Annotated in this window: 17 protein-coding genes; 15 read left to right on the forward strand and 2 right to left on the reverse strand. The window is 69.0% G+C overall.

What is annotated here, in order from left to right:
- Positions 1–11 precede the first annotated feature (11 nt).
- The 13 genes from ACAM51_RS01255 to ACAM51_RS01315 all read left to right on the forward strand — a co-directional run bounded on the left by ACAM51_RS01255 (position 12) and on the right by ACAM51_RS01315 (position 13,751).
- Positions 12–416 (forward strand): acyl-CoA thioesterase, encoded by a 405-nt coding sequence (locus ACAM51_RS01255; protein WP_218338539.1) that lies wholly within the window; start codon positions 12–14, stop codon positions 414–416.
- Positions 413–1,585 carry a 2-methylcitrate synthase gene (gene prpC, locus ACAM51_RS01260; RefSeq protein WP_369642497.1) on the forward strand — a complete coding sequence of 391 codons (1,173 nt, stop codon included), beginning with the start codon at positions 413–415 and terminating at the stop codon, positions 1,583–1,585. The genes ACAM51_RS01255 and prpC overlap by 4 nt, the downstream gene beginning before the upstream one ends.
- Positions 1,586–1,639: 54 nt before the next feature.
- Positions 1,640–4,276, forward strand: a complete 2,637-nt coding sequence (gene acnD, locus ACAM51_RS01265; RefSeq protein ID WP_369642498.1) for a Fe/S-dependent 2-methylisocitrate dehydratase AcnD — start codon at positions 1,640–1,642, stop codon at positions 4,274–4,276.
- A 36-nt stretch (positions 4,277–4,312) separates the two neighbouring features.
- Positions 4,313–5,500, forward strand: a complete 1,188-nt coding sequence (gene prpF, locus ACAM51_RS01270) for a 2-methylaconitate cis-trans isomerase PrpF (protein ID WP_218294938.1) — start codon at positions 4,313–4,315, stop codon at positions 5,498–5,500.
- Between the two features lie 73 nt (positions 5,501–5,573).
- Complete coding sequence (locus tag ACAM51_RS01275) at positions 5,574–6,437, forward strand: oxaloacetate decarboxylase (protein ID WP_369642499.1); 864 nt, start codon at positions 5,574–5,576, stop codon at positions 6,435–6,437.
- A gap of 199 nt (positions 6,438–6,636) precedes the next feature.
- Entirely contained in the window at positions 6,637–8,001 is a 1,365-nt protein-coding gene (locus ACAM51_RS01280) for a GGDEF domain-containing protein (protein ID WP_218294936.1), read from the forward strand.
- Between the two features lie 31 nt (positions 8,002–8,032).
- Entirely contained in the window at positions 8,033–8,347 is a 315-nt protein-coding gene (locus ACAM51_RS01285; protein WP_369642500.1) for a hypothetical protein, read from the forward strand.
- Between the two features lie 112 nt (positions 8,348–8,459).
- Positions 8,460–8,927 (forward strand): CopD family protein, encoded by a 468-nt coding sequence (locus ACAM51_RS01290; RefSeq protein ID WP_369642501.1) that lies wholly within the window; start codon positions 8,460–8,462, stop codon positions 8,925–8,927.
- Between the two features lie 23 nt (positions 8,928–8,950).
- Positions 8,951–9,883, forward strand: a complete 933-nt coding sequence (locus ACAM51_RS01295) for a LysR family transcriptional regulator (RefSeq protein ID WP_369642502.1) — start codon at positions 8,951–8,953, stop codon at positions 9,881–9,883.
- A 110-nt stretch (positions 9,884–9,993) separates the two neighbouring features.
- A complete protein-coding gene (locus ACAM51_RS01300) occupies positions 9,994–10,770 on the forward strand; it encodes a sulfite exporter TauE/SafE family protein (protein ID WP_218294932.1) in 777 nt (258 codons plus the stop codon).
- Between the two features lie 108 nt (positions 10,771–10,878).
- Positions 10,879–12,714 (forward strand): ABC transporter ATP-binding protein, encoded by a 1,836-nt coding sequence (locus ACAM51_RS01305; RefSeq protein WP_369642503.1) that lies wholly within the window; start codon positions 10,879–10,881, stop codon positions 12,712–12,714.
- Between the two features lie 171 nt (positions 12,715–12,885).
- A complete protein-coding gene (locus ACAM51_RS01310) occupies positions 12,886–13,215 on the forward strand; it encodes an EthD family reductase (protein ID WP_218294930.1) in 330 nt (109 codons plus the stop codon).
- A 236-nt stretch (positions 13,216–13,451) separates the two neighbouring features.
- Positions 13,452–13,751, forward strand: a complete 300-nt coding sequence (locus ACAM51_RS01315; protein WP_369642504.1) for an XRE family transcriptional regulator — start codon at positions 13,452–13,454, stop codon at positions 13,749–13,751.
- A 69-nt stretch (positions 13,752–13,820) separates the two neighbouring features.
- On the opposite strand, the gene ACAM51_RS01320 is transcribed toward ACAM51_RS01315, so the two are convergent.
- The gene (locus ACAM51_RS01320) at positions 13,821–14,813 is read right to left on the reverse strand and encodes a Bug family tripartite tricarboxylate transporter substrate binding protein (RefSeq protein WP_369642505.1); all 993 of its coding nucleotides are present in this window, start codon (positions 14,811–14,813) and stop codon (positions 13,821–13,823) included.
- An 88-nt stretch (positions 14,814–14,901) separates the two neighbouring features.
- Positions 14,902–16,008, reverse strand: a complete 1,107-nt coding sequence (locus ACAM51_RS01325) for a lactonase family protein (RefSeq protein ID WP_369642506.1) — start codon at positions 16,006–16,008, stop codon at positions 14,902–14,904.
- 374 nt (positions 16,009–16,382) lie between these two features.
- On the opposite strand from ACAM51_RS01325, the gene ACAM51_RS01330 reads away from it, so the two are divergent.
- Positions 16,383–17,354, forward strand: coding sequence for a tripartite tricarboxylate transporter substrate binding protein (locus tag ACAM51_RS01330; protein ID WP_218294926.1), 972 nt, complete (start codon positions 16,383–16,385; stop codon positions 17,352–17,354).
- Positions 17,355–17,404: 50 nt separating this feature from the next.
- Positions 17,405–18,316 carry a 5-dehydro-4-deoxyglucarate dehydratase gene (gene kdgD, locus ACAM51_RS01335; protein ID WP_218295311.1) on the forward strand — a complete coding sequence of 304 codons (912 nt, stop codon included), beginning with the start codon at positions 17,405–17,407 and terminating at the stop codon, positions 18,314–18,316.
- The last annotated feature ends 39 nt before the right edge of the window (positions 18,317–18,355 follow it).

Below are 18,355 nucleotides of genomic sequence, written 5' to 3' on the forward strand. Positions count from 1 at the left end.
CATTGCGAATCATGCACCAAGCGACCCACCCGCACCAGCCCCCCGGCACCCAGGCGTTCACCGAAATGGTGTTCCCCGGACGCACCAACCACTACGGCACCCTGTTTGGCGGCCAGGCGCTGCTGCTCATGGGCCAGGCCGCTTTCGTCACGGCCAGCCGGCATGCGCGCAGCGCCGTGGTGATGGCGCGCTGCGGCGGCGTGGACTTTCTGGCGCCCGTGCCCCAGGGGCAGGCGCTGGAACTCCAGGCCCGCGTGGTGCGCACCGGCGCCAGCTCGATGACCGTGCAGGTCGAAGGCGCGGCACATGACCTGGCCTCGGGGCGGCACCTGCCCGCCCTGTGCGGCACGTTTGAAATGGTGGCCGTGGACGCCACGGGCCGCCCCACCCCTTTTTCCCCGATGGAGACACCATGAGCGATACCGCAACCCCGAGCACCAGCGCACCCGCGGGCTTCAGGCCCAAGAAATCCGTCGCCCTGTCGGGCGTGACCGCCGGCAACACGGCGCTGTGCACCGTGGGCCGCACGGGCAACGACCTGCACTACCGTGGCTACGACATCCTGGACATCGCCGATGTCTGCGAGTTCGAGGAGATCGCCCACCTGCTGGTGCACGGCAAGCTGCCCACCGCCGCCGAACTGCGCGGCTACAAGGTACGCCTGAAAGCGCTGCGCGGCCTGCCGGCCAATGTGAAGGAGGCGCTGGAGCAGCTGCCCGCCAGCAGCCACCCCATGGACGTGATGCGCACGGGCGTGTCGGCCCTGGGCTGCGTGCTGCCCGAGAAGGACGGGCACCACACGCCCGGCGCGCGCGACATCGCCGACCGGCTGATGGCATCGCTCGGCTCGATGCTGCTGTACTGGTACCACTGGTCCACCCAGGGCAAGCGCATCGAGGTGGAGACGGACGACGACTCCATCGGCGCGCACTTCCTGCACCTGCTGCACGGCCAAAAGCCGCCCGCCGCGTGGGAGCGCGCCATGCACACCTCGCTGAACCTGTACGCGGAGCACGAGTTCAACGCTTCCACCTTCACCGCGCGCGTGGTGGCCGGCACCGGCAGCGACATGTACTCGTGCATCACCGGCGCCATCGGCGCGCTGCGCGGGCCCAAGCACGGCGGCGCCAACGAGGTGGCCTTCGAGATCCAGAAGCGCTACGACAACGCCGACGAGGCCGAGTCCGACATCCGCCGCCGGGTGGAGGCCAAGGAAGTGGTGATCGGTTTCGGCCACCCGGTCTACACCGTGAGCGACCCGCGCAACGAGGTCATCAAGCGCGTGGCGCGCCAGCTCTCCGAGGAGGCCGGCAGCACCAAGATGTTCGACATCGCCGAGCGGCTGGAGTCGGTGATGTGGGAGGCCAAGAAGATGTTCCCCAACCTCGACTGGTTCAGCGCCGTGAGCTACCACATGATGGGCGTGCCCACCGCGATGTTCACGCCGCTGTTCGTCATCGCGCGCACCAGCGGCTGGGCGGCGCACATCATCGAGCAGCGCATCGACAACAAGATCATCCGCCCGAGCGCGCACTACACCGGCCCGGACGACCTGCAGTTCGTGCCCATCCAGGACCGCAAGTAAATTCGCCCCCCCAACGGCGACGGACGGTGCCACCGTCCGCGCCCGCCCCACGCCATGAACACCCTCTTCCGCAAGAACCTGCCCGGTACCGATCTGGACTATTTCGACGCCCGCCAAGCCGTCGAGGCGCTGCAGCCCGGCGCCTGGAACCGCCTGCCCTACACCGCGCGCGTGCACGCCGAGAACATCGTGCGCCGGGCCGACCCGGCCATCGTCCGCGAGTGCCTGGTGCAGATCATCGAACGCAGGCGCGAACGCGACTTTCCGTGGTTTCCGGCACGCGTGGCCTGCCACGACATCCTCGGGCAGACCGCGCTGGTGGACCTGGCGGGCCTGCGCGACGCCATCGCGGCCCAGGGCGGCGACCCGGCCCAGGTGAACCCCGTGGTGCCCGTGCAGCTCATCGTGGACCACTCGCTGGCCGTGGAGTGCGGCGGCTTCGACCCCCATGCGTTCGAAAAGAACCGCGCCATCGAGGACCGCCGCAACGAGGACCGGTTCCACTTCATCGAGTGGACGAAAAAAGCGTTTTCCAACGTCCAGGTCATCCCCGCGGGCAACGGCATCATGCACCAGATCAACCTGGAGAAAATGTCGCCCGTGGTCCATGCGGACAACGGCGTGGCCTATCCCGACACCTGCGTGGGCACCGACAGCCACACGCCGCACGTGGATGCCCTGGGCGTGGTCGCCATCGGCGTGGGCGGCCTGGAGGCCGAGAACGTGATGCTGGGCCGCGCCAGCTGGATGCGCCTGCCCGAGATCGTGGGCGTCAAGCTCACCGGCCAGCGCCAGGACGGCATCACCGCCACCGACGTGGTGCTGGCCCTGACCGAGTTCCTGCGCAAGTCCAGGGTGGTGGGTGCCTACCTGGAGTTTCATGGCGAAGGCGCGGCCAGGCTGACCATTGGCGACCGCGCGACCATCTCGAACATGGCCCCCGAATACGGCGCCACCGCCGCCATGTTCAGCATCGACACGCAGACGCTGGAGTACCTGACCCTCACGGGCCGCGCGGCGGAGCAGGTCAGGCTGGTCGAGACCTACGCGAAGCACGCCGGCCTGTGGTCGGACTCGCTCAGGGAGGCCGTGTACGAACGCCATCTGGAGTTCGACCTGTCCAGCGTGGTGCGCAACCTGGCGGGCCCGTCGAACCCGCATGCGCGCGTGGCCACCGCCGATCTGGCGGCCAAGGGCATCGCGGGCGTCTGGCGCATGCCCACGCCGGAAGAAGGCACGATGCCCGACGGCGCCGTGATCATCGCGGCCATCACGAGCTGCACCAACACCTCCAACCCGCGCAACGTGATCGCCGCCGCCCTGCTCGCCCGCAATGCGAACCGGCTGGGCCTGGCGCGCAAGCCCTGGGTCAAGACCTCGCTGGCCCCCGGCTCCAGGGCCGTGGAGCTGTACCTGAAGGAAGCCGGCCTGCTGCAGGACCTCGAAAAGCTGGGCTTCGGCATCGTGGCCTTCGCCTGCACCACCTGCAACGGCATGAGCGGCGCGCTCGATCCGGACATCCAGCAGGAGATCATCGGCCGCGGCCTCCACACGGCCGCCGTGCTCTCGGGCAACCGCAACTTCGACGGGCGCATCCACCCCTATGCCCGGCAGGCGTTCCTGGCCTCGCCGCCGCTGGTCGTGGCCTATGCGATCGCGGGCACGGTGCGGTTCGACATCGAGAACGACGTGCTCACGGTGGTGGACGGCAAGCCCGTGCGCCTGAGGGACATCTGGCCCGCCGACGAGGAAATCGACGCCGTCGTGAAGGCCGCCGTGAAGCCCGCGCAGTACCGCGCCGTGTACGAACCGATGTTCGCCATCCGGCACGACGACGGCCAGCGCGTATCGCCGCAGTACGGCTGGCGGGCGCAGTCCACCTACATCCGCCGCCCGCCCTACTGGGACACCGAAGGCGTGGGCGCGCTGGCCGCGAACCCGCGCACCTTGAAGGGCATGCGGGCGCTGGCCCTCCTGCCGGACAACATCACCACCGACCACCTCTCGCCCTCCAACGCCATCCTGCCCGACAGCGCGGCCGGAGAGTACCTGCACAGCATGGGCCTGCCCGAGGAGGACTTCAACTCCTACGCCACCCACCGCGGCGACCACCTCACCGCCATGCGCGCCACGTTCGCCAACCCGCAGCTCGTCAACGAGATGGCCGTGGTGGATGGCCAGGTTCGCAAGGGCTCGCTCGCCCGGGTGGAGCCCGAAGGCCAGGTCATGCGCATGTGGGAGGCCATCGAAACCTACCTGCACCGCCGCCAGCCGCTCATCATCATCGCCGGCGCCGACTACGGCCAGGGCTCCAGCCGCGACTGGGCCGCCAAGGGCGTGCGCCTGGCGGGCGTCGAAACCGTGGTGGCCGAGGGCTTCGAGCGCATCCACCGCACCAACCTGATCGGCATGGGCGTGCTGCCGCTGGAGTTCAAGGACGGCACCACGCGGCGGACCCTGGGGCTCGACGGCACCGAAACCTACGACGTGCAAGGCCAGCCGCAGCCACGCGCCACGCTCATGCTCGTCATCCGGCGCAAGAATGGCGAGGTGGTGAACGTGCCCATGGCCTGCCGCCTGGACACCGCCGAGGAAGTCTCCGTGTACGAAGCGGGCGGCGTGCTGCAGCGCTTCGCCCAGGACTTCCTGGCCCAGAATGTCAAGCAAAAACAGCCCCTGGCGCAGTCATGACAAGCGCTGGCTGCTATCAAACTTGAAAAATCCGACATGACGACACTCTTTGCGCCACAGATCCGGATCCCCGCCACCTACCTGCGAGGCGGCACCAGCAAGGGCGTTTTTTTCCAGTTGCAGGACCTGCCCGAGGCGGCCCGGCAGCCCGGCGCCGCGCGCGACGCCCTGCTGCTGCGCGTGCTGGGCAGCCCCGACCCCTATGGCAAGCAGATCGACGGCCTGGGCAATGCCTCGTCGAGCACCAGCAAGGCCGTGATCCTCAGCCGCAGCACGCGCCCCGACCATGACGTGGACTACCTGTTCGGCCAGGTCTCCATCGACCAGCCCTTCGTGGACTGGAGCGGCAACTGCGGCAACCTCTCGGCCGCCGTGGGGCCCTGCGCCATCCACATGGGGCTGGTCGATGCGGCGCGCGTGCCGCGCGACGGCACCGCCGCCGTGCGCATCTGGCAGGCCAACATCGGCAAGACCATCGTGGCGCACGTGCCGATGGCCGCCGGGCAGGTGCAGGAGACGGGCGAATTCGAGCTGGACGGCGTGACCTTCGCAGCCGCCGAGGTACAGCTTGAATTCCTCGACCCGGCGGACGAGGGCGAGGACGGCGGCGCGATGTTCCCCACGGGCAACCTGGTCGACCGCCTGGACGTGCCGGGCGTCGGCAGCTTCCAGGCCACGCTGATCAACGCGGGCATACCGACCATCTTCCTCAATGCCCGGGACATCGGCTGCACCGGCACCGAGCTGCAGGCCGCCGTCAACGGCGACGCGCAGGCGCTCGCGCGCTTCGAGGCCATCCGCGCGCACGGCGCGCTGAGGATGGGCCTGATCCGGGAGCTGGCCGAGGCCGCCACGCGCCAGCACACGCCCAAGATCGCCTTCGTGGCACCGCCCGCCGGCTACACGGCCTCCAGCGGCAGGCGCGTCGAGGCGCAGGACGTGGACCTGCTCGTGCGGGCGCTCTCCATGGGCCAGCTGCACCACGCCATGATGGGCACGGCGGCCGTGGCCATCGGCACCGCCGCCGCCATCCCGGGCACGCTGGTCAACCTCGCGGCGGGCGGCGGCCCGCGCGGTGCGGTGCGCTTCGGACACCCGTCCGGCACGCTGCGCGTGGGCGCCGAGGCCGCACAGGTCGACGGCCGGTGGCAGGTCACCAAGGCCGTGATGAGCCGCAGCGCCCGCATCCTCATGGAAGGCTGGGTCAGGGTGCCCGTCCCCTGAGCGGCGGCGCGGTTTCAGGAAAAGTGCGGCACGCCTGCGTGCCGCCATTGAACCAACAGCGAAGAAGAAAATGATGAACACCAAGCAGCGACTCAAGTCCCTGGCCGAAGCCCGCCGCGGCATCCTCGTGCCCGGCGCGTTCAACGCCCTCTCCGCCCGCGTCGTGGCCGACCTGGGCTTCGAGGCTCTCTACGTCACCGGCGCGGGCGTCACCAACATGTGGTTCGGCCTGCCCGACCAGGGCTTCATGGGCCTCACGGACATCGCCGACCACACGGCGCGCATCCGCGACGCGGTGGAGCTGCCGCTCATCGTGGACGCCGACACCGGCTTCGGGAACGCGCTCAATACCTACCATGCGGTGCGCACGCTGGAGCGCGCGGGCGCCGACTGCATCCAGCTCGAAGACCAGGTCAGCCCCAAGCGCTGCGGGCATTTCAACGGCAAGGAGGTCATCTCCACCGAGGAGATGCTGGGCAAGATCCGGGCGGCGGTGGACGCGCGCCGCGACCCGGACACCCTGATCCTGGCCCGCACCGACGCCTGCGCCACCCAGGGCTTCGAAGCCGCCGTGGAGCGCGCGCAGCGCTACGGCGAGGCCGGCGCCGACATCCTGTTCGTGGAGGCCGTGACCACGGCCGAGCAAATCCGCACCCTGCCCCGGCGCCTGGCCGACAGGCCCCAGCTCATGAACATGGTGATCGGCGGCAAGACCCCCATCGTCAGCGCCGAGGAACTGGAGGGCCTGGGCTACGGCATCGTGCTGTACGCCAATGCCGCGCTGCAAGGTGCCGTGGCCGGCATGCAGAAGGCGCTGGCGGTGCTGCGCGAAACCCGGCGCATCGACGAAGACCCCGCCCTGGTCGCGCCCTTTGCAGAACGCCAGCGCCTGGTGCGCAAGCCCGAATGGGATGCGCTGGAGCGCAAATACCAATAAAAAGCAGTCCTGGCGCTTGCTGCAAAAGCGCAAGCAGCTACATATTCAATAGCAATCAAACGGCCTGACGCCACGCGGTGCGGCCAATCCGCGGGCGTCAAGCCAGCGCGCGACGGCGTAGCGTTTTACGCACACGCCACGGCACAGCCGCGGGCCGCGCTGCACAATGGGTTTTCCGTACCTTGTGCGCGCCCTGCCAATGCAAAGCATTTCTTCCGCGAACATCGTAGACCTGCTGCTGGATGCCGTCTGCATCGTGCAAGCCGACAGCCGGATCGTGTTCGTGAGCCCTGCCTTCGAGCGCATCTTTGGCTATGCGCCCCAGGAGGTAGTGGGGCGGCGCATGCTGGACATGGTCCACCCCGAAGACCTCGAGGCCACCGAGCGCCAGGCGCGCAGCGTGACCGAGGGCCATCTGCAGCTTCAGTTCGAGAACCGCTATGTGCGCAAGGACGGCACCGTCGCGCACATCCGCTGGACGGCGCGCTGGCTGCCCGACCGGCAGCTGCGGCTGGCCGTGGCCCACGACATCACCGAACGCAAGTTCACCGAGTCCATGCGCGGGGCGATCTACGCGATCTCCGAAGCGGCGCAGACAGCGCCCAACCTGGATACGCTGTTCGGGCGCATCCACCACACCGTCGGGCAGTTGCTGCCCGCCACCGATTTTTCGGTGGCGCTGTACGACCGCGAGAACGGCGCTCTGAGCTTTCCCTACCACGTGAGCGACGGGCTGCCCATGCCCGCCCCCATGGCGCTGGTGCGCGATTCGCTGTGCGCCGAGGTCATCCGCAACGGCAGCACCCTGCTGCTCACGCCCACCACGCGGGCCGGGCTGCCCGTGGAGGTGCCGCACGAACACCTTCCGCTGTACTGGCTGGGCGTGCCGCTGCAGACACCGCAGGGCGCCATCGGCGCGCTGGTGCTGCAAAGCCATACCGGGCAGTACCGCTACACCGACAAGGACAAGGAGCTCCTGCAGTTCGTCTCCACCCAGGTCGCGGCCGCCATCGAACGCCAGCAGATGCACGAGCGCCTGGAGCACATGGCGCAGTACGACCAGCTCACGCACCTGCCCAACCGCCAGCTGTTCCTGGACCGACTGAAGACCGCCCTCGCCCGCGCCCGGCGGGACCAGGGCCAGCTGTCGCTGCTGTTCATCGACCTGGACCATTTCAAGGACGTGAACGACACCCTGGGCCATGCCATGGGCGACCTGCTGCTGCAGCGGGTGGCGCAGCGGCTGCTGGAATGCGTGCGCGGCTCCGACACCGTGGCCCGCCTGGGGGGCGACGAGTTCGTGGTGCTGCTCGAGCATGGCCCCGCGCAAGGGCACACCACGGCGGTGGCCGAAAAGATCCTGGCGGCATTCGGCCAGGCCTTCGACCTGGAGGGCACGAGGCTGGCGATCCACCCCAGCATCGGGGTGGCCCTGCACCCCGAGCACGGCAGCGAGGTGCACCACCTGCTGGGCCACGCCGACGCCGCCATGTACCTCTCGAAGAAAAACGGGGGCAACCAGGTGCGGCTTGCGCCGCAGCCCCGCGCGGACAGGGGCCCTTAGCGGCCTGGGCCGCCCGCACCACCGGACCGCCATGCACGCCCCACGCCCCGGCGACACCTGCGCCGCGCCCACGCCCCGCCGCCGCGCGGCGACCCTGCAGTTCGTGAAGCGGCTGGGCCTTGCCGTGCTGGCCTTGCCGGTGGCGATGGTCCTCACGTTCGCGGCCTTTCCGTTCTGGTCGTGGCTGGAGCGCACGACCGGCATCGAAAGCATGGGCCGCGAAGGCCCGGCCAGCTGGTGCTACCTGGCCACCTGGGGGCTGCTCGCGCTCGCCCTGGCGGGGCCGGCCCTGCTGCGCGCCGTGCGAAGCCTGCGCCCGGCCCGGGACCACCGGGCGGGGCACTAGCCACCGCCCGGCAAGCCGCTGCGCCACGCCCCCCGGCGGCGGGCGGCGATGTCGCTGCACAATGCGCCTTTCGCACCCGCGCCCTTCACCCACGGCCTACGGCCCCGCCCCCATGCTCTACAACGCCCTCAAGCTCGCCCATGTCCTGTCCATCGTGGTGTGGATAGGAGGCATGGTGTTCGCGCATTTCTTCCTGCGCCCCGCCGCGCAGTCGCTGGAGCCCGCGCAGCGCGTGCGGCTGATGCACGACGTGCTCCAGCGCTTTCTCGCGGCGGTGTCGGTGGCCGTCGTGGTCGTGCTGGCCAGCGGGCTGTGGATGATCGGCCGCGTGGCCAGGCAGGCCGTGCAGGCCGGCGGCTCGTTTTCCATGCCGCTGGACTGGACCGTCATGGCCACCCTGGGCCTGGTGATGATGGCCATCTTCGGCCACATCCGCTTCGCGCTGTTCAGGCGCCTGCAGCGCGCGGTGGCCGCCTCGGCCTGGCCTGCCGGCGGCCAGGCCCTCGCCAGCATCCGCAGCTGGGTGGGCGTCAATCTGGCGCTGGGCGTGGTCACGATCGTCGTCACCCTGCTGGCCTGACGGCGCGCCGCCGCTTCCTGCCCATGCTCACGCACAAGCAGCTGCGCTACTTCGTGGACATCGTGGACGCGGGCAGCTTCAGCCTGGCGGCCGAGCGGCTGTTCATCGCCCAGTCGGCGCTGAGCCGCCAGGTCAAGGACATGGAACAGGCGCTGCAGGTACCCCTGCTCGAGCGCGGCACGCGGCACCTGCAGGCCACCCCCGCGGGGCGGTCGCTGTATGCCGACGCGCGCCGCATCCTCGCCGACCTGCAGCAGGCCGCCGTCAACGCGCGCGATGCGCAGCGCGGCATCGAGGGCACGGTGCACCTGCTGCATGCCAGCTCGGTGCCGCTCACGCCCGCGCTGCAGTCCTTTCTGCGCCGCCATCTGGCGCAGCACCCGGGGGTGTCGGTCGAGGTATCGCAATCCTCGTCCGAGCACCAGGCCCCCGACATCGCCCAGGCGCGCGCCGACATGGGCCTGGCGCGCGCGCCGGTGCTGCGCCGCTACCCCGGCATGCACTATGAGCCGCTGTACACCGAGGGGCTGGTGGTGGCCCTGCCCCCCGGCCATGCACTGGCGCAAGCGCCCGAGATCGCACTGGGCGACTTGCGCGGGGAGTCCTTCGTGGCCACGCCCCACCTGGACCGGGGCGGCCTCAGCCACCACGTGGCCCAGCTGTGCCGGGCGGCCGGGTTCGAGCCGCGCAGCGCGCGGGTACGCTCGCGCAAATGGTCGCAGCTGGCCCTGGTGCAGGGAGGTTTTGGCGTGGCGGTGATGCCCGAATCGCTGGCGGCATGGGCACCGCCGGGTGTGCCCGTGCGCCCACTGGCCGGGAGCACGGGTCACCGCACGGCGGTGCTGGCCTTGTGGCGCGAGGACGCAGCGCCCCTGGTGCAGCAGTTCGCGGATGCCATGGTGCGCAGTTTCGCCCCGCTGTCACAGGCCCCCGGCTCCCACCCGCCTGCGGGCTGAACCCAGCTGATTTCGAGATAGATACCCGCCCCACTCGGTATTGGATGTGCAGGGGGACCGCCGGTAGAGTGCATCGCATTCGTCCACCGTGCCTGTTGCCCCCGCCACCCATGCCGCTCTCCACCCTTGCCGACTTTCTGCCCGCCGTCCAGCCGTGGCAGCTGGCCCTCATCTGCGCGGGGGTGACCGCCGCCTACGTGATCTTCGGCATGGCCGGTTTCGGCACCGCCCTGGTGGCCGGGCCGGTGCTGGCCCACTTCATCCCCGTCGCGACCATCGTGCCGCTGCTGGCGCTGCTCGATTTTTTCGCCGCCGCCACCAACATCGCACGCGACCGCCATGCGGCCGACCGCGCCGAGCTGGGCCGCCTGGTCCCGTTCATGGCCGCGGGCAGCCTCGCGGGGGCCGCGCTGCTGCTCTGGGGGAGGCCCGATGCACTGCAGTGGGCCCTGGGCGCATTCGCCACGGGCTATGCGCTCCATGCGCTGAGCGGCCACAAGCCCCGGTCGGCGCTGCCCCCGCGCGCGGCCCTGCCCTTTGGCTTCATCGGCGGCATCTTCTCGGCCCTCTTTGGAAGCGGCGGTTTTCTCTATGCCATCTACCTGGCGGGGCGGCTGGACGACAAGGACCGTATCCGCGTCACGCAGTCCACCCTGATCGGGCTGAGCACGCTGACCCGCGCGGTGCTGTTCCTGCTGGCGGGTGTGTACGCGCAGGCGCCGGTGCTGGTGCTGGCGGCCGCGCTGGTGCCGGCCATGCTGCTGGGCACGGCCATCGGGCGGCGCATCACGCTGCGCCTGTCGCGCGAACAATTTCTGCGCGTGGTCCACGGGGTGGTGCTGTGCTCGGGCGTGCTGCTGCTGTGGCGGCAGTGGGCGGGCGCATAGCCGCAGGCCCCGGCCGCCGGTTCACCTACTTGGGTTGCGGACAAGGGCCCGCCGGCGCGCGCGCCGCGCCCCGGTCCTCTACCATCGGGCGAAGAGGAGCCGCGCTACGTGTTCAAGTTTTTCGAAAACCGCCTTCCCCCCTATCCCCCCGCCGAACCCCACCTGCCCCCGAAGGACTTCATGGCCTTCGTCTGGGATGGCACGCGTGGCCTGCGTGGCTACGTCGCCGCGATGGCGGGGCTGTCCGCCGCCATCGCGGTGTACGAAGCCCTGCTGTTCGCCGTGCTCGGCCATGTGGTCGACTGGCTCTCCACCGTCGCGCCCGGTGCGCTGTGGACGCAGCACAAGGGCTCCATCCTCGGCATCACCGCGCTGCTGCTGGGCTCCGTGGGCCTGGTGGCGCTGCAGACGGCCATCAAGCACCAGGTGCTGGCCATCAACTTCCCGCTGCGCCTGCGCTGGAACTTCCACCGCCTGATGCTGGGCCAGAGCATGGCCTTCTATGCCGACGAGTTCGCGGGCCGCATCACCACCAAGATCATGCAGACCGCGCTGGCCGTGCGCGACATGATCTTCACCACCACCGACGTGGTGATCGGCATGGGCGTCTACCTCGTCACCATCCTCGTGCTGCTGGCCGGGTTTGACGTGCGGCTGCTGGCCCCGTTCGCCGCCTGGATGGTGGCCTACGGGCTGGCTTGCTGGTACTTCGTGCCGCGCCTGGGCAAGGTGGGCAAGGCCCAGGCCGATGCGCGCTCGGTGATGACCGGGCGCATCACCGATGCCTACACCAACATCGCCACCGTCAAGCTGTTCTCGCACACGCGCCGCGAATCCGAATTCGCGCGCGCGGCCATGGACGCCTTCAAGCTCACCGGCTACGCGCAGATGCGCCTGGTGAGCCTGTTCGAGATCGTGAATCACATCCTGGTGGTGGTCATGATCCTGGGTGCGTGCGGCACGGCGCTGTGGCTGTGGTCGCTCGGCGAGGTGGGCGCGGGCGCCGTGGCCGCCGTCACCGCCATGACGCTGCGCGTGTCGGGCCACGCGCACTGGGTGATGTGGGAGATGACCACCCTGTTCGAGAGCGTGGGCACCATCCAGGACGGCATCAACACGCTGACCAGGCCGCGCACGGTGGTGGATGCACCCGATGCCCAGCCACTCGCCGTGACCCAGGGCGAGGTGCGCTTTGACAACATGAGCTTTGCCTATGGCAACGGCCGGCCCGTGATCGACGGGCTGAACCTGGTCATCCGGCCGGGCGAGAAGATCGGGCTCATCGGCCGTTCGGGCGCCGGCAAATCCACGCTGGTGAACCTGCTGCTGCGCTTTCACGACGTCAGCTCGGGCCGCATCCTCATCGATGGCCAGGACATCGCCCACGTCACGCAGGACAGCCTGCGCCGCTCCATCGGCATGGTGACGCAGGACACCTCGCTGCTGCACCGCTCCATGCGCGACAACATCCTGTACGGCCGCCCCGACGCGAGCGAGGCCGACCTGCACAAGGCGGCCGAGCGCGCCGAGGCGGCGGATTTCATCGCCACGCTGACCGACCTGCAAGGCCGCACGGGCTACGAGGCGCATGTGGGCGAACGCGGCGTGAAGCTGTCGGGCGGCCAGCGCCAGCGGGTCGCGATCGCGCGGGTGATGCTCAAGGACGCCCCCATCCTGCTGCTCGACGAAGCCACCAGCGCGCTCGACTCCGAGGTGGAGGCCGCCATCCAGCAAAGCCTGGACAGCCTGATGCAGGGCAAGACCGTGATCGCGATTGCGCACCGCCTGTCCACCATCGCGGCTATGGACCGCCTCATCGTGATGGACGCGGGCCGCATCGTGGAAGAAGGCACGCACGCGCAGCTGCTGGGCCAGGGCGGCGTGTATGCACGCCTGTGGGGGCACCAGAGCGGCGGATTCCTGGGCGAATCGGAAGAAGACTGACAGCCACTGCCTCGCCGCCCAACCGCCCAGCCAGCCAGCCGGGCTGCCTGCCACCCACGCGACAGCACGGCACCGGCCTGTCGCCCAGGCGGCTGTGCGCGGCCCGCGCACGTTCTACCGTTGCAGCCCTGCACGGGCCATGGTGGCCTGGCCAACCGAAGGAGACATCCGATGATCAAGGTCACGGCGGTGTACCGCTGGCGCGAAGGCGCCACGTTCAACCACGACTACTACCACGGCGAACACATGCGCATCGCCCGCGCGGCGCTTCAGCCCCTGGGCCTGGTGCGGCTCGAGAGCGACCGCGTGCTCTACCCCGGCGAGCCCCGCCCCGGCCAGGTGGTGGCGCTGACCAACGCGTTCTTCAGCGACCTGAAGCAGGCCCAGGCCGCAGCCAGGCAAACGGCGGCGCAACTGACGGCGGACATCCCCAACTACACCAACATCACGCCCGAGTCCTACTTCGCGCAGATGCTGGCGCACGAGGTGGCAACGGCCTGAGAGCGCGTCGATCCGCCGCTCGCGCACGGCCTTGGGCAGCAGGCGCACACACCGCCCTGCCCGGCCCCGGCACGGCGGCCAGCACGTGGCACGCGGTGGATGGCCAGTCCAAGGCCGGGGAAGGCAACCGGCAGCGCCGCCTGGCCCCACATGGATAAAAATAGGCCCTCGCGTAGGTTTGCATTGCGCATCAAGCTATAAATTTAATAGCAACATACATTCCGGGCCGCAGCTCCATGACCACCAGCACCCCCATCCCACTCGACATGCCCGCGCCCACCGGCGACCAGCTCAAGGCCAGCCGCGCCGCTGCCGGGCTCAGCCAGGCCCAGGCCGCGGAATTGATGGGCTATCCGCTGCAGACCGGCAGCCGGGGGGGCGTGCAGTCGCGCACCTGGCAGGCGCTGGAGAGCACCACCGACGAGCGCAACATGCAGGGGCCCGTCTACGCGATGTTCCTGCTGCTCACGGGGCAGCATCCCGACTACGTGCTGGCCCAGCGCTCCGGTGCGGCCCCATCCGCCGTCGCCCCATGAAAAAAGCGGAACGGTCCGAAGACCCTTCCGCCAACTGCCTGCAGGGAGATTGCCGAAACAGCGGGTGGCTCAGTCCACCTTGATGTTGGCGGCCTTGATCACCTGGGCCCACTTGTCCACCTCGGCCTTCTGGAAGCTGGCGATCTGGGCGGTGGTCATGTCGGCCGGCTCCATGCCAAAGCCCTTCAGGCGGTTTTGCATGTCGGGCTGGGCCAGGATCTTGCGGATCTCGTCGTGCAGGCGCGTGACGGTGGGCGCGGGCGTGCCGGCCGGCACGAAGATCGCCTGCCACGACTGCACCTGGAAGTCCGCCAGGCCATTCACGCCCGATTCGGCCACCGTGGGCACGTCGGGCATGGAGGCCAGGCGCCTGGGCGAGGTCACCGCGATGGCGCGCAGCTTGCCGCTCTGGATGTGCGGGGCGGCGACCACGGTGGTGTCGAACATCATGTCGACCTGGCCGCTGATCACGTCCTGGATGGCGGGGCCGCTGCCCTTGTACGGGATGTGCGTGAACTTCACGCCCGACTTGTAGGCCAGCAGTTCCACGGCCAGGTGCTGCGAGCTGCCGGTGCCGGCGGAGGCCGACGACAGGCCGCCCTCCTTGCCCTTGGCGGCGGCCAGCACGTCCTTGAGCGTCTTGTGCGGGCTGTTGGCCGACACCACCAGCACCACCGGATTGGTGCCGATCAGCGTCACGGGGCTGAACGACTTGATGGGGTCGTAGCCCAGCTTCGGGTACAGGCTGACGTTGATGGCGTGGGAGCTGACGGTGCCGCCCAGCAGCGTGTAGCCGTCGGGCGCGGCGCGCGCCGCGGCTTCCGAGCCGATGCTGCCGGCCGCGCCACCCTTGTTCTCGACCACCACGGTGGTCCCCAGGGCGGTGCCCAGTTGCTGGCCGATCAGGCGGCCGAGCGTGTCGGTGGTGCCGCCAGCGGCAAACGGCACCACGTAGCTGATGGGCTTGCCCGTCGGCCAAGTGCCCTGGGCGGCGGTGGGCAGGCCGATGAGGCCCACGGCGGCAGCCAGGGCCGCTGTGTGGATGAGGGTTCTGCGTTGCATGAAGGGTCTCCTGGTTTGTGGATGGTGGATGGTGGATGGCGGGACCGAATGGAAGAGCCGTTCAGGCATTTCCACGGTTCAGTCCGTCTCAAGGCAGGTCAACGATCTCGACCCAGTTGGGGTTCTTGCCCGCTGGCACGCGCGTGGGGGTGCCCGGAACGCCGGTGGCGGGGTCGATGGGGTGCAGCGACACCTGGTGGGACTCCTGCCCCGCCGCGACCAGGAAGCGGCCCGAAGAGTCCACCGCAAAGCCGCGCGGGGACTTTTCCGTGGGCACCTGGCCCAGCGGCTGCAGCTGGCCCGTGACCGCGTCGACGCGGAAGCTGCTGAGGGTGCTGGAAGTGCGCTCCGACGCATACAGCGTGCGGCCGTCGGGCGACAGGTGAATGTCAGCGGCCCAGGGCTTTCCCGCAAACCCTGCGGGCAGCGCCGTGGCGCGCTGCACTGGGCGCAGCGTGCCCCGCGCCGAGTCGTAGGCCAGCACGTGCACGGCGGCGTCCAGTTCGTTGAGCACATACATGAAGCGCTGGCCCTTGTCCCACACGAAGTGGCGCGGGCCCGACTTGTCAGGGGCGACGGTGGTGAGGGCGGGCTCGTGCGCGCTGAGCCTGCCCGTCTCGGCATCGAAGCGCCAGGCCGAGAGGTTGTCTCCGCCCAGGCTGGTGGCGAACACATGGCGGTTGGCGGCATCCGCATGGATGGCATGCGCATTCGGCGCCGTGGGAATGAGCTGCTGCACCGCCCCCACCGCGCCGTCCTTGCCAATGCTGTTGACCGTGATCTTGTGGCCGGGGTACGAGGCCGCGAACAGCCAGCGCCCGGTGGCATCGGTGTCGATGTTGGCCATGCTGTCGGCCAGCGGCGCCTCGCCCAGCTTGCGCAGCTTGCCGCTGGCCGGGTCGATCGCCAGGCTCACCACCCTGAACGGCTGTGAGCGCAGCGCCACGTACAGCATCTTCTTGTCCGGGCTCACGGCCATGGGCATCGCCATGCCGCCCAGCGGCGTGGTGTCCACCGGCTTGAGCGCGGCGGCGCTGCGGTCCAGTTCGAACACCGACACGTCCTGGCTGTCCGCGTTGGAGACATAGACCCAGGTAGCGGCCCAGGCGCCCGGCGTGGCCAGTGCGGCGGCCACGGCAACGGCCACATGCGCCAGCCGTGCGGCCCTGCGGCGGAAGCGAAGTGCTGCAATCATCCGTATTCCTTGGGTAGATGGCGGCGCGAAGGCTGGGGAACAGCGCACTCGCGTTGCCATGGTGGTCGTTTCCCGCCGGGCGATTTCACGGCCTGCCCGGCGCGGGGTGGGAGTCTTTTGTCATATGTCGTCATACAACAAAGAGGCGATTGTGGAGCCACTCCCACCTGGCACCCTAAAGGGATTACCCGAAGTTTCCTGACAGTCGATTGGTGCGCCGAACCCCTGTCACCATAAGGAAACAGCCTCACAAAACCTTGGTACTTACCCTGATTTTTTTAAGGGTAAACCCGATATTTTCAGGCCGGTCGGTTGTTTTGGATGGCATCTAGTTGTACGATGACTAACAACAACCCATGCAACGGAGACATTCCATGACCTTGAACCGACGCGCCATCCTCCTGGCCTGTACCGCCGCCCTGGCCGCAGCCTCCGCCACCGCCCAGACGGCGGAATGGCCAGCAAAGACGCTGCGCATCGTGGTGCCCTACCCTCCAGGCGGCAGCTCGGACATCATTGCGCGCTCGATCAGCCAGTCGCTGTCCGAGGCGCTCAAGCAGACCGTCATCGTCGAGAACAAGCCCGGGGCCAACGGCAACCTGGGGGCGGACTTCGTCGCCAAGGCCGAGCCGGACGGCTACACCATGCTGCTGTGCGACGTGGGCGCGCTGGCCATCAGCCCCTCGGTCTATACCAAGCTGTCGTTCGACCCTTCCAAGGACCTGCGCGGCGTGACCATGCTGGCGTACTCGCCCCACCTGCTGGTGGTGCACCCTTCGGTGCCCGTGAGCAACCTCAAGGAGCTGGTCGCCTACTCCAAGAAGAACGACCTGAACTTTGCCGTCACGGCCACCGGCAGCGCTCCCCACCTGGCTGGCGTGGCGCTGGAGCGCGCCAGCGGCGCGCGCTGGCAGTACATCCCCTACAAGGGCGGCGTCACCGCCATCCAGGACACCGTCGCCGGCCAGACCCAGGTGCTGATGAACGGCATGCTGGCCACCCTGCCCCAGGTGCAGAGCGGCAAGCTCAAGGTGCTGGGCGTGTCCAAGTCCACGCGCATGCCCCTGATCGGCGACGTGCCCACCATTGCCGAGCAGGGCGTGGCCGGCTACGAGTCCGGCACCTGGCAAGGCGTGCTGCTGCCACGCGGCACGCCGGATGCCGTCGTGCAAAAGCTCAACAAGGCCCTCATCACCGCCATCCGCGCACCCGAGATCCGCTCGCGCCTGGCCGGCCAGGGCGCCGAGGTGGTGACCATGACCTCCGCCGAGCAGGACCAGTTCTTCGTCAAGGAGCGTGCGCGCTGGGCCAGCGTGGTCAAGGCCGCCAACATCAAGCTCGACTGAGCACTTCACACCCCCTGTTTCATTCACCTTTCTCCCTCGTTGCAATGACCATGACCCCGCAAGACCTCAAATCCATCATGGGCTCCGGCCTGCTGTCCTTCCCCATCACGGACTTCGACGAGCAGGGTGAATTCCGCCCCAGGACCTACATCGAGCGCCTGGAGTGGCTGGCCCCCTATGGCGCCAGCGCCCTGTTCGCCGCCGGCGGCACGGGCGAGTATTTCTCGCTCTCGGGCCCCGAGTACGGCCAGGTCATCAAGACCGCCGTGGACACCTGCCGCGGCAAGGTGCCCATCATTGCCGGCGCCGGCGGCCCCACCCGCACCGCCATCGCCCATGCCCAGGAGGCCGAGCGCCTGGGCGCCCACGGCATCCTGCTGTTGCCCCACTACCTGACCGAAGCCGGCCAGGAGGGCCTGATCGAGCATGTGGCCGCCGTGTGCAACAGCGTGAAGTTCGGCGTCATCGTCTACAACCGCGACCGCACCAAGCTGACTGCCGATTCCCTGGCCATCCTGGCCGACCGCTGCCCCAACCTGATCGGCTTCAAGGACGGCGTGGGCAACATCGAGACCATGTCTTCCATCTTCATGAAGATGGGTGACCGCTTCTCCTACCTGGGCGGCCTGCCCACGGCCGAGGTGTATGCGGCGGCCTACAAGGCGCTGGGCACGCCGGTGTATTCGTCCGCAGTGTTCAACTTCATTCCCAAGACGGCGATGGACTTCTACAAGGCCGTGGCGGCCGACGACACGGCCACGCAGCACAGGCTGCTCAAGGAGTTCTTCATGCCCTACCTGGCCATCCGCAACCGGGTGGAGGGCTATGGCGTGAGCATCATCAAGGCGGGCGCCAGGATCGTGGGCCATGACGGTGGGCCGGTGCGCGCGCCGCTGACGGACTTGAAGCCCAGCGAGATGGAAGAGCTCAAGGCGCTCATCGACAAGCTCGGCCCGCAGTAAGCGCGCCGAGAGGCCTGGCAAGCCAGGCCCCTCTTCTTT

It is taken from the genome of Acidovorax sp. A79, from assembly GCF_041154505.1.
Lineage (GTDB): Bacteria > Pseudomonadota > Gammaproteobacteria > Burkholderiales > Burkholderiaceae_C > Acidovorax.

Excerpts from the sequence above, each read along its gene's own strand:
- ACAM51_RS01255 (WP_218338539.1), top strand. The coding sequence starts at position 12 with ATGCACCAAGCGACCCACCCGCACCAGCCCCCCGGCACCCAGGCGTTC.
- prpC (WP_369642497.1), top strand. The coding sequence starts at position 413 with ATGAGCGATACCGCAACCCCGAGCACCAGCGCACCCGCGGGCTTCAGG.
- acnD (WP_369642498.1), top strand. The coding sequence starts at position 1,640 with ATGAACACCCTCTTCCGCAAGAACCTGCCCGGTACCGATCTGGACTAT.
- prpF (WP_218294938.1), top strand. The coding sequence starts at position 4,313 with ATGACGACACTCTTTGCGCCACAGATCCGGATCCCCGCCACCTACCTG.
- ACAM51_RS01275 (WP_369642499.1), top strand. The coding sequence starts at position 5,574 with ATGAACACCAAGCAGCGACTCAAGTCCCTGGCCGAAGCCCGCCGCGGC.
- ACAM51_RS01280 (WP_218294936.1), top strand. The coding sequence starts at position 6,637 with ATGCAAAGCATTTCTTCCGCGAACATCGTAGACCTGCTGCTGGATGCC.
- ACAM51_RS01285 (WP_369642500.1), top strand. The coding sequence starts at position 8,033 with ATGCACGCCCCACGCCCCGGCGACACCTGCGCCGCGCCCACGCCCCGC.
- ACAM51_RS01290 (WP_369642501.1), top strand. The coding sequence starts at position 8,460 with ATGCTCTACAACGCCCTCAAGCTCGCCCATGTCCTGTCCATCGTGGTG.
- ACAM51_RS01295 (WP_369642502.1), top strand. The coding sequence starts at position 8,951 with ATGCTCACGCACAAGCAGCTGCGCTACTTCGTGGACATCGTGGACGCG.
- ACAM51_RS01300 (WP_218294932.1), top strand. The coding sequence starts at position 9,994 with ATGCCGCTCTCCACCCTTGCCGACTTTCTGCCCGCCGTCCAGCCGTGG.
- ACAM51_RS01310 (WP_218294930.1), top strand. The coding sequence starts at position 12,886 with ATGATCAAGGTCACGGCGGTGTACCGCTGGCGCGAAGGCGCCACGTTC.
- ACAM51_RS01315 (WP_369642504.1), top strand. The coding sequence starts at position 13,452 with ATGACCACCAGCACCCCCATCCCACTCGACATGCCCGCGCCCACCGGC.
- ACAM51_RS01320 (WP_369642505.1), bottom strand. The coding sequence starts at position 14,813 with ATGCAACGCAGAACCCTCATCCACACAGCGGCCCTGGCTGCCGCCGTG.
- ACAM51_RS01325 (WP_369642506.1), bottom strand. The coding sequence starts at position 16,008 with ATGATTGCAGCACTTCGCTTCCGCCGCAGGGCCGCACGGCTGGCGCAT.
- ACAM51_RS01330 (WP_218294926.1), top strand. The coding sequence starts at position 16,383 with ATGACCTTGAACCGACGCGCCATCCTCCTGGCCTGTACCGCCGCCCTG.
- kdgD (WP_218295311.1), top strand. The coding sequence starts at position 17,405 with ATGACCCCGCAAGACCTCAAATCCATCATGGGCTCCGGCCTGCTGTCC.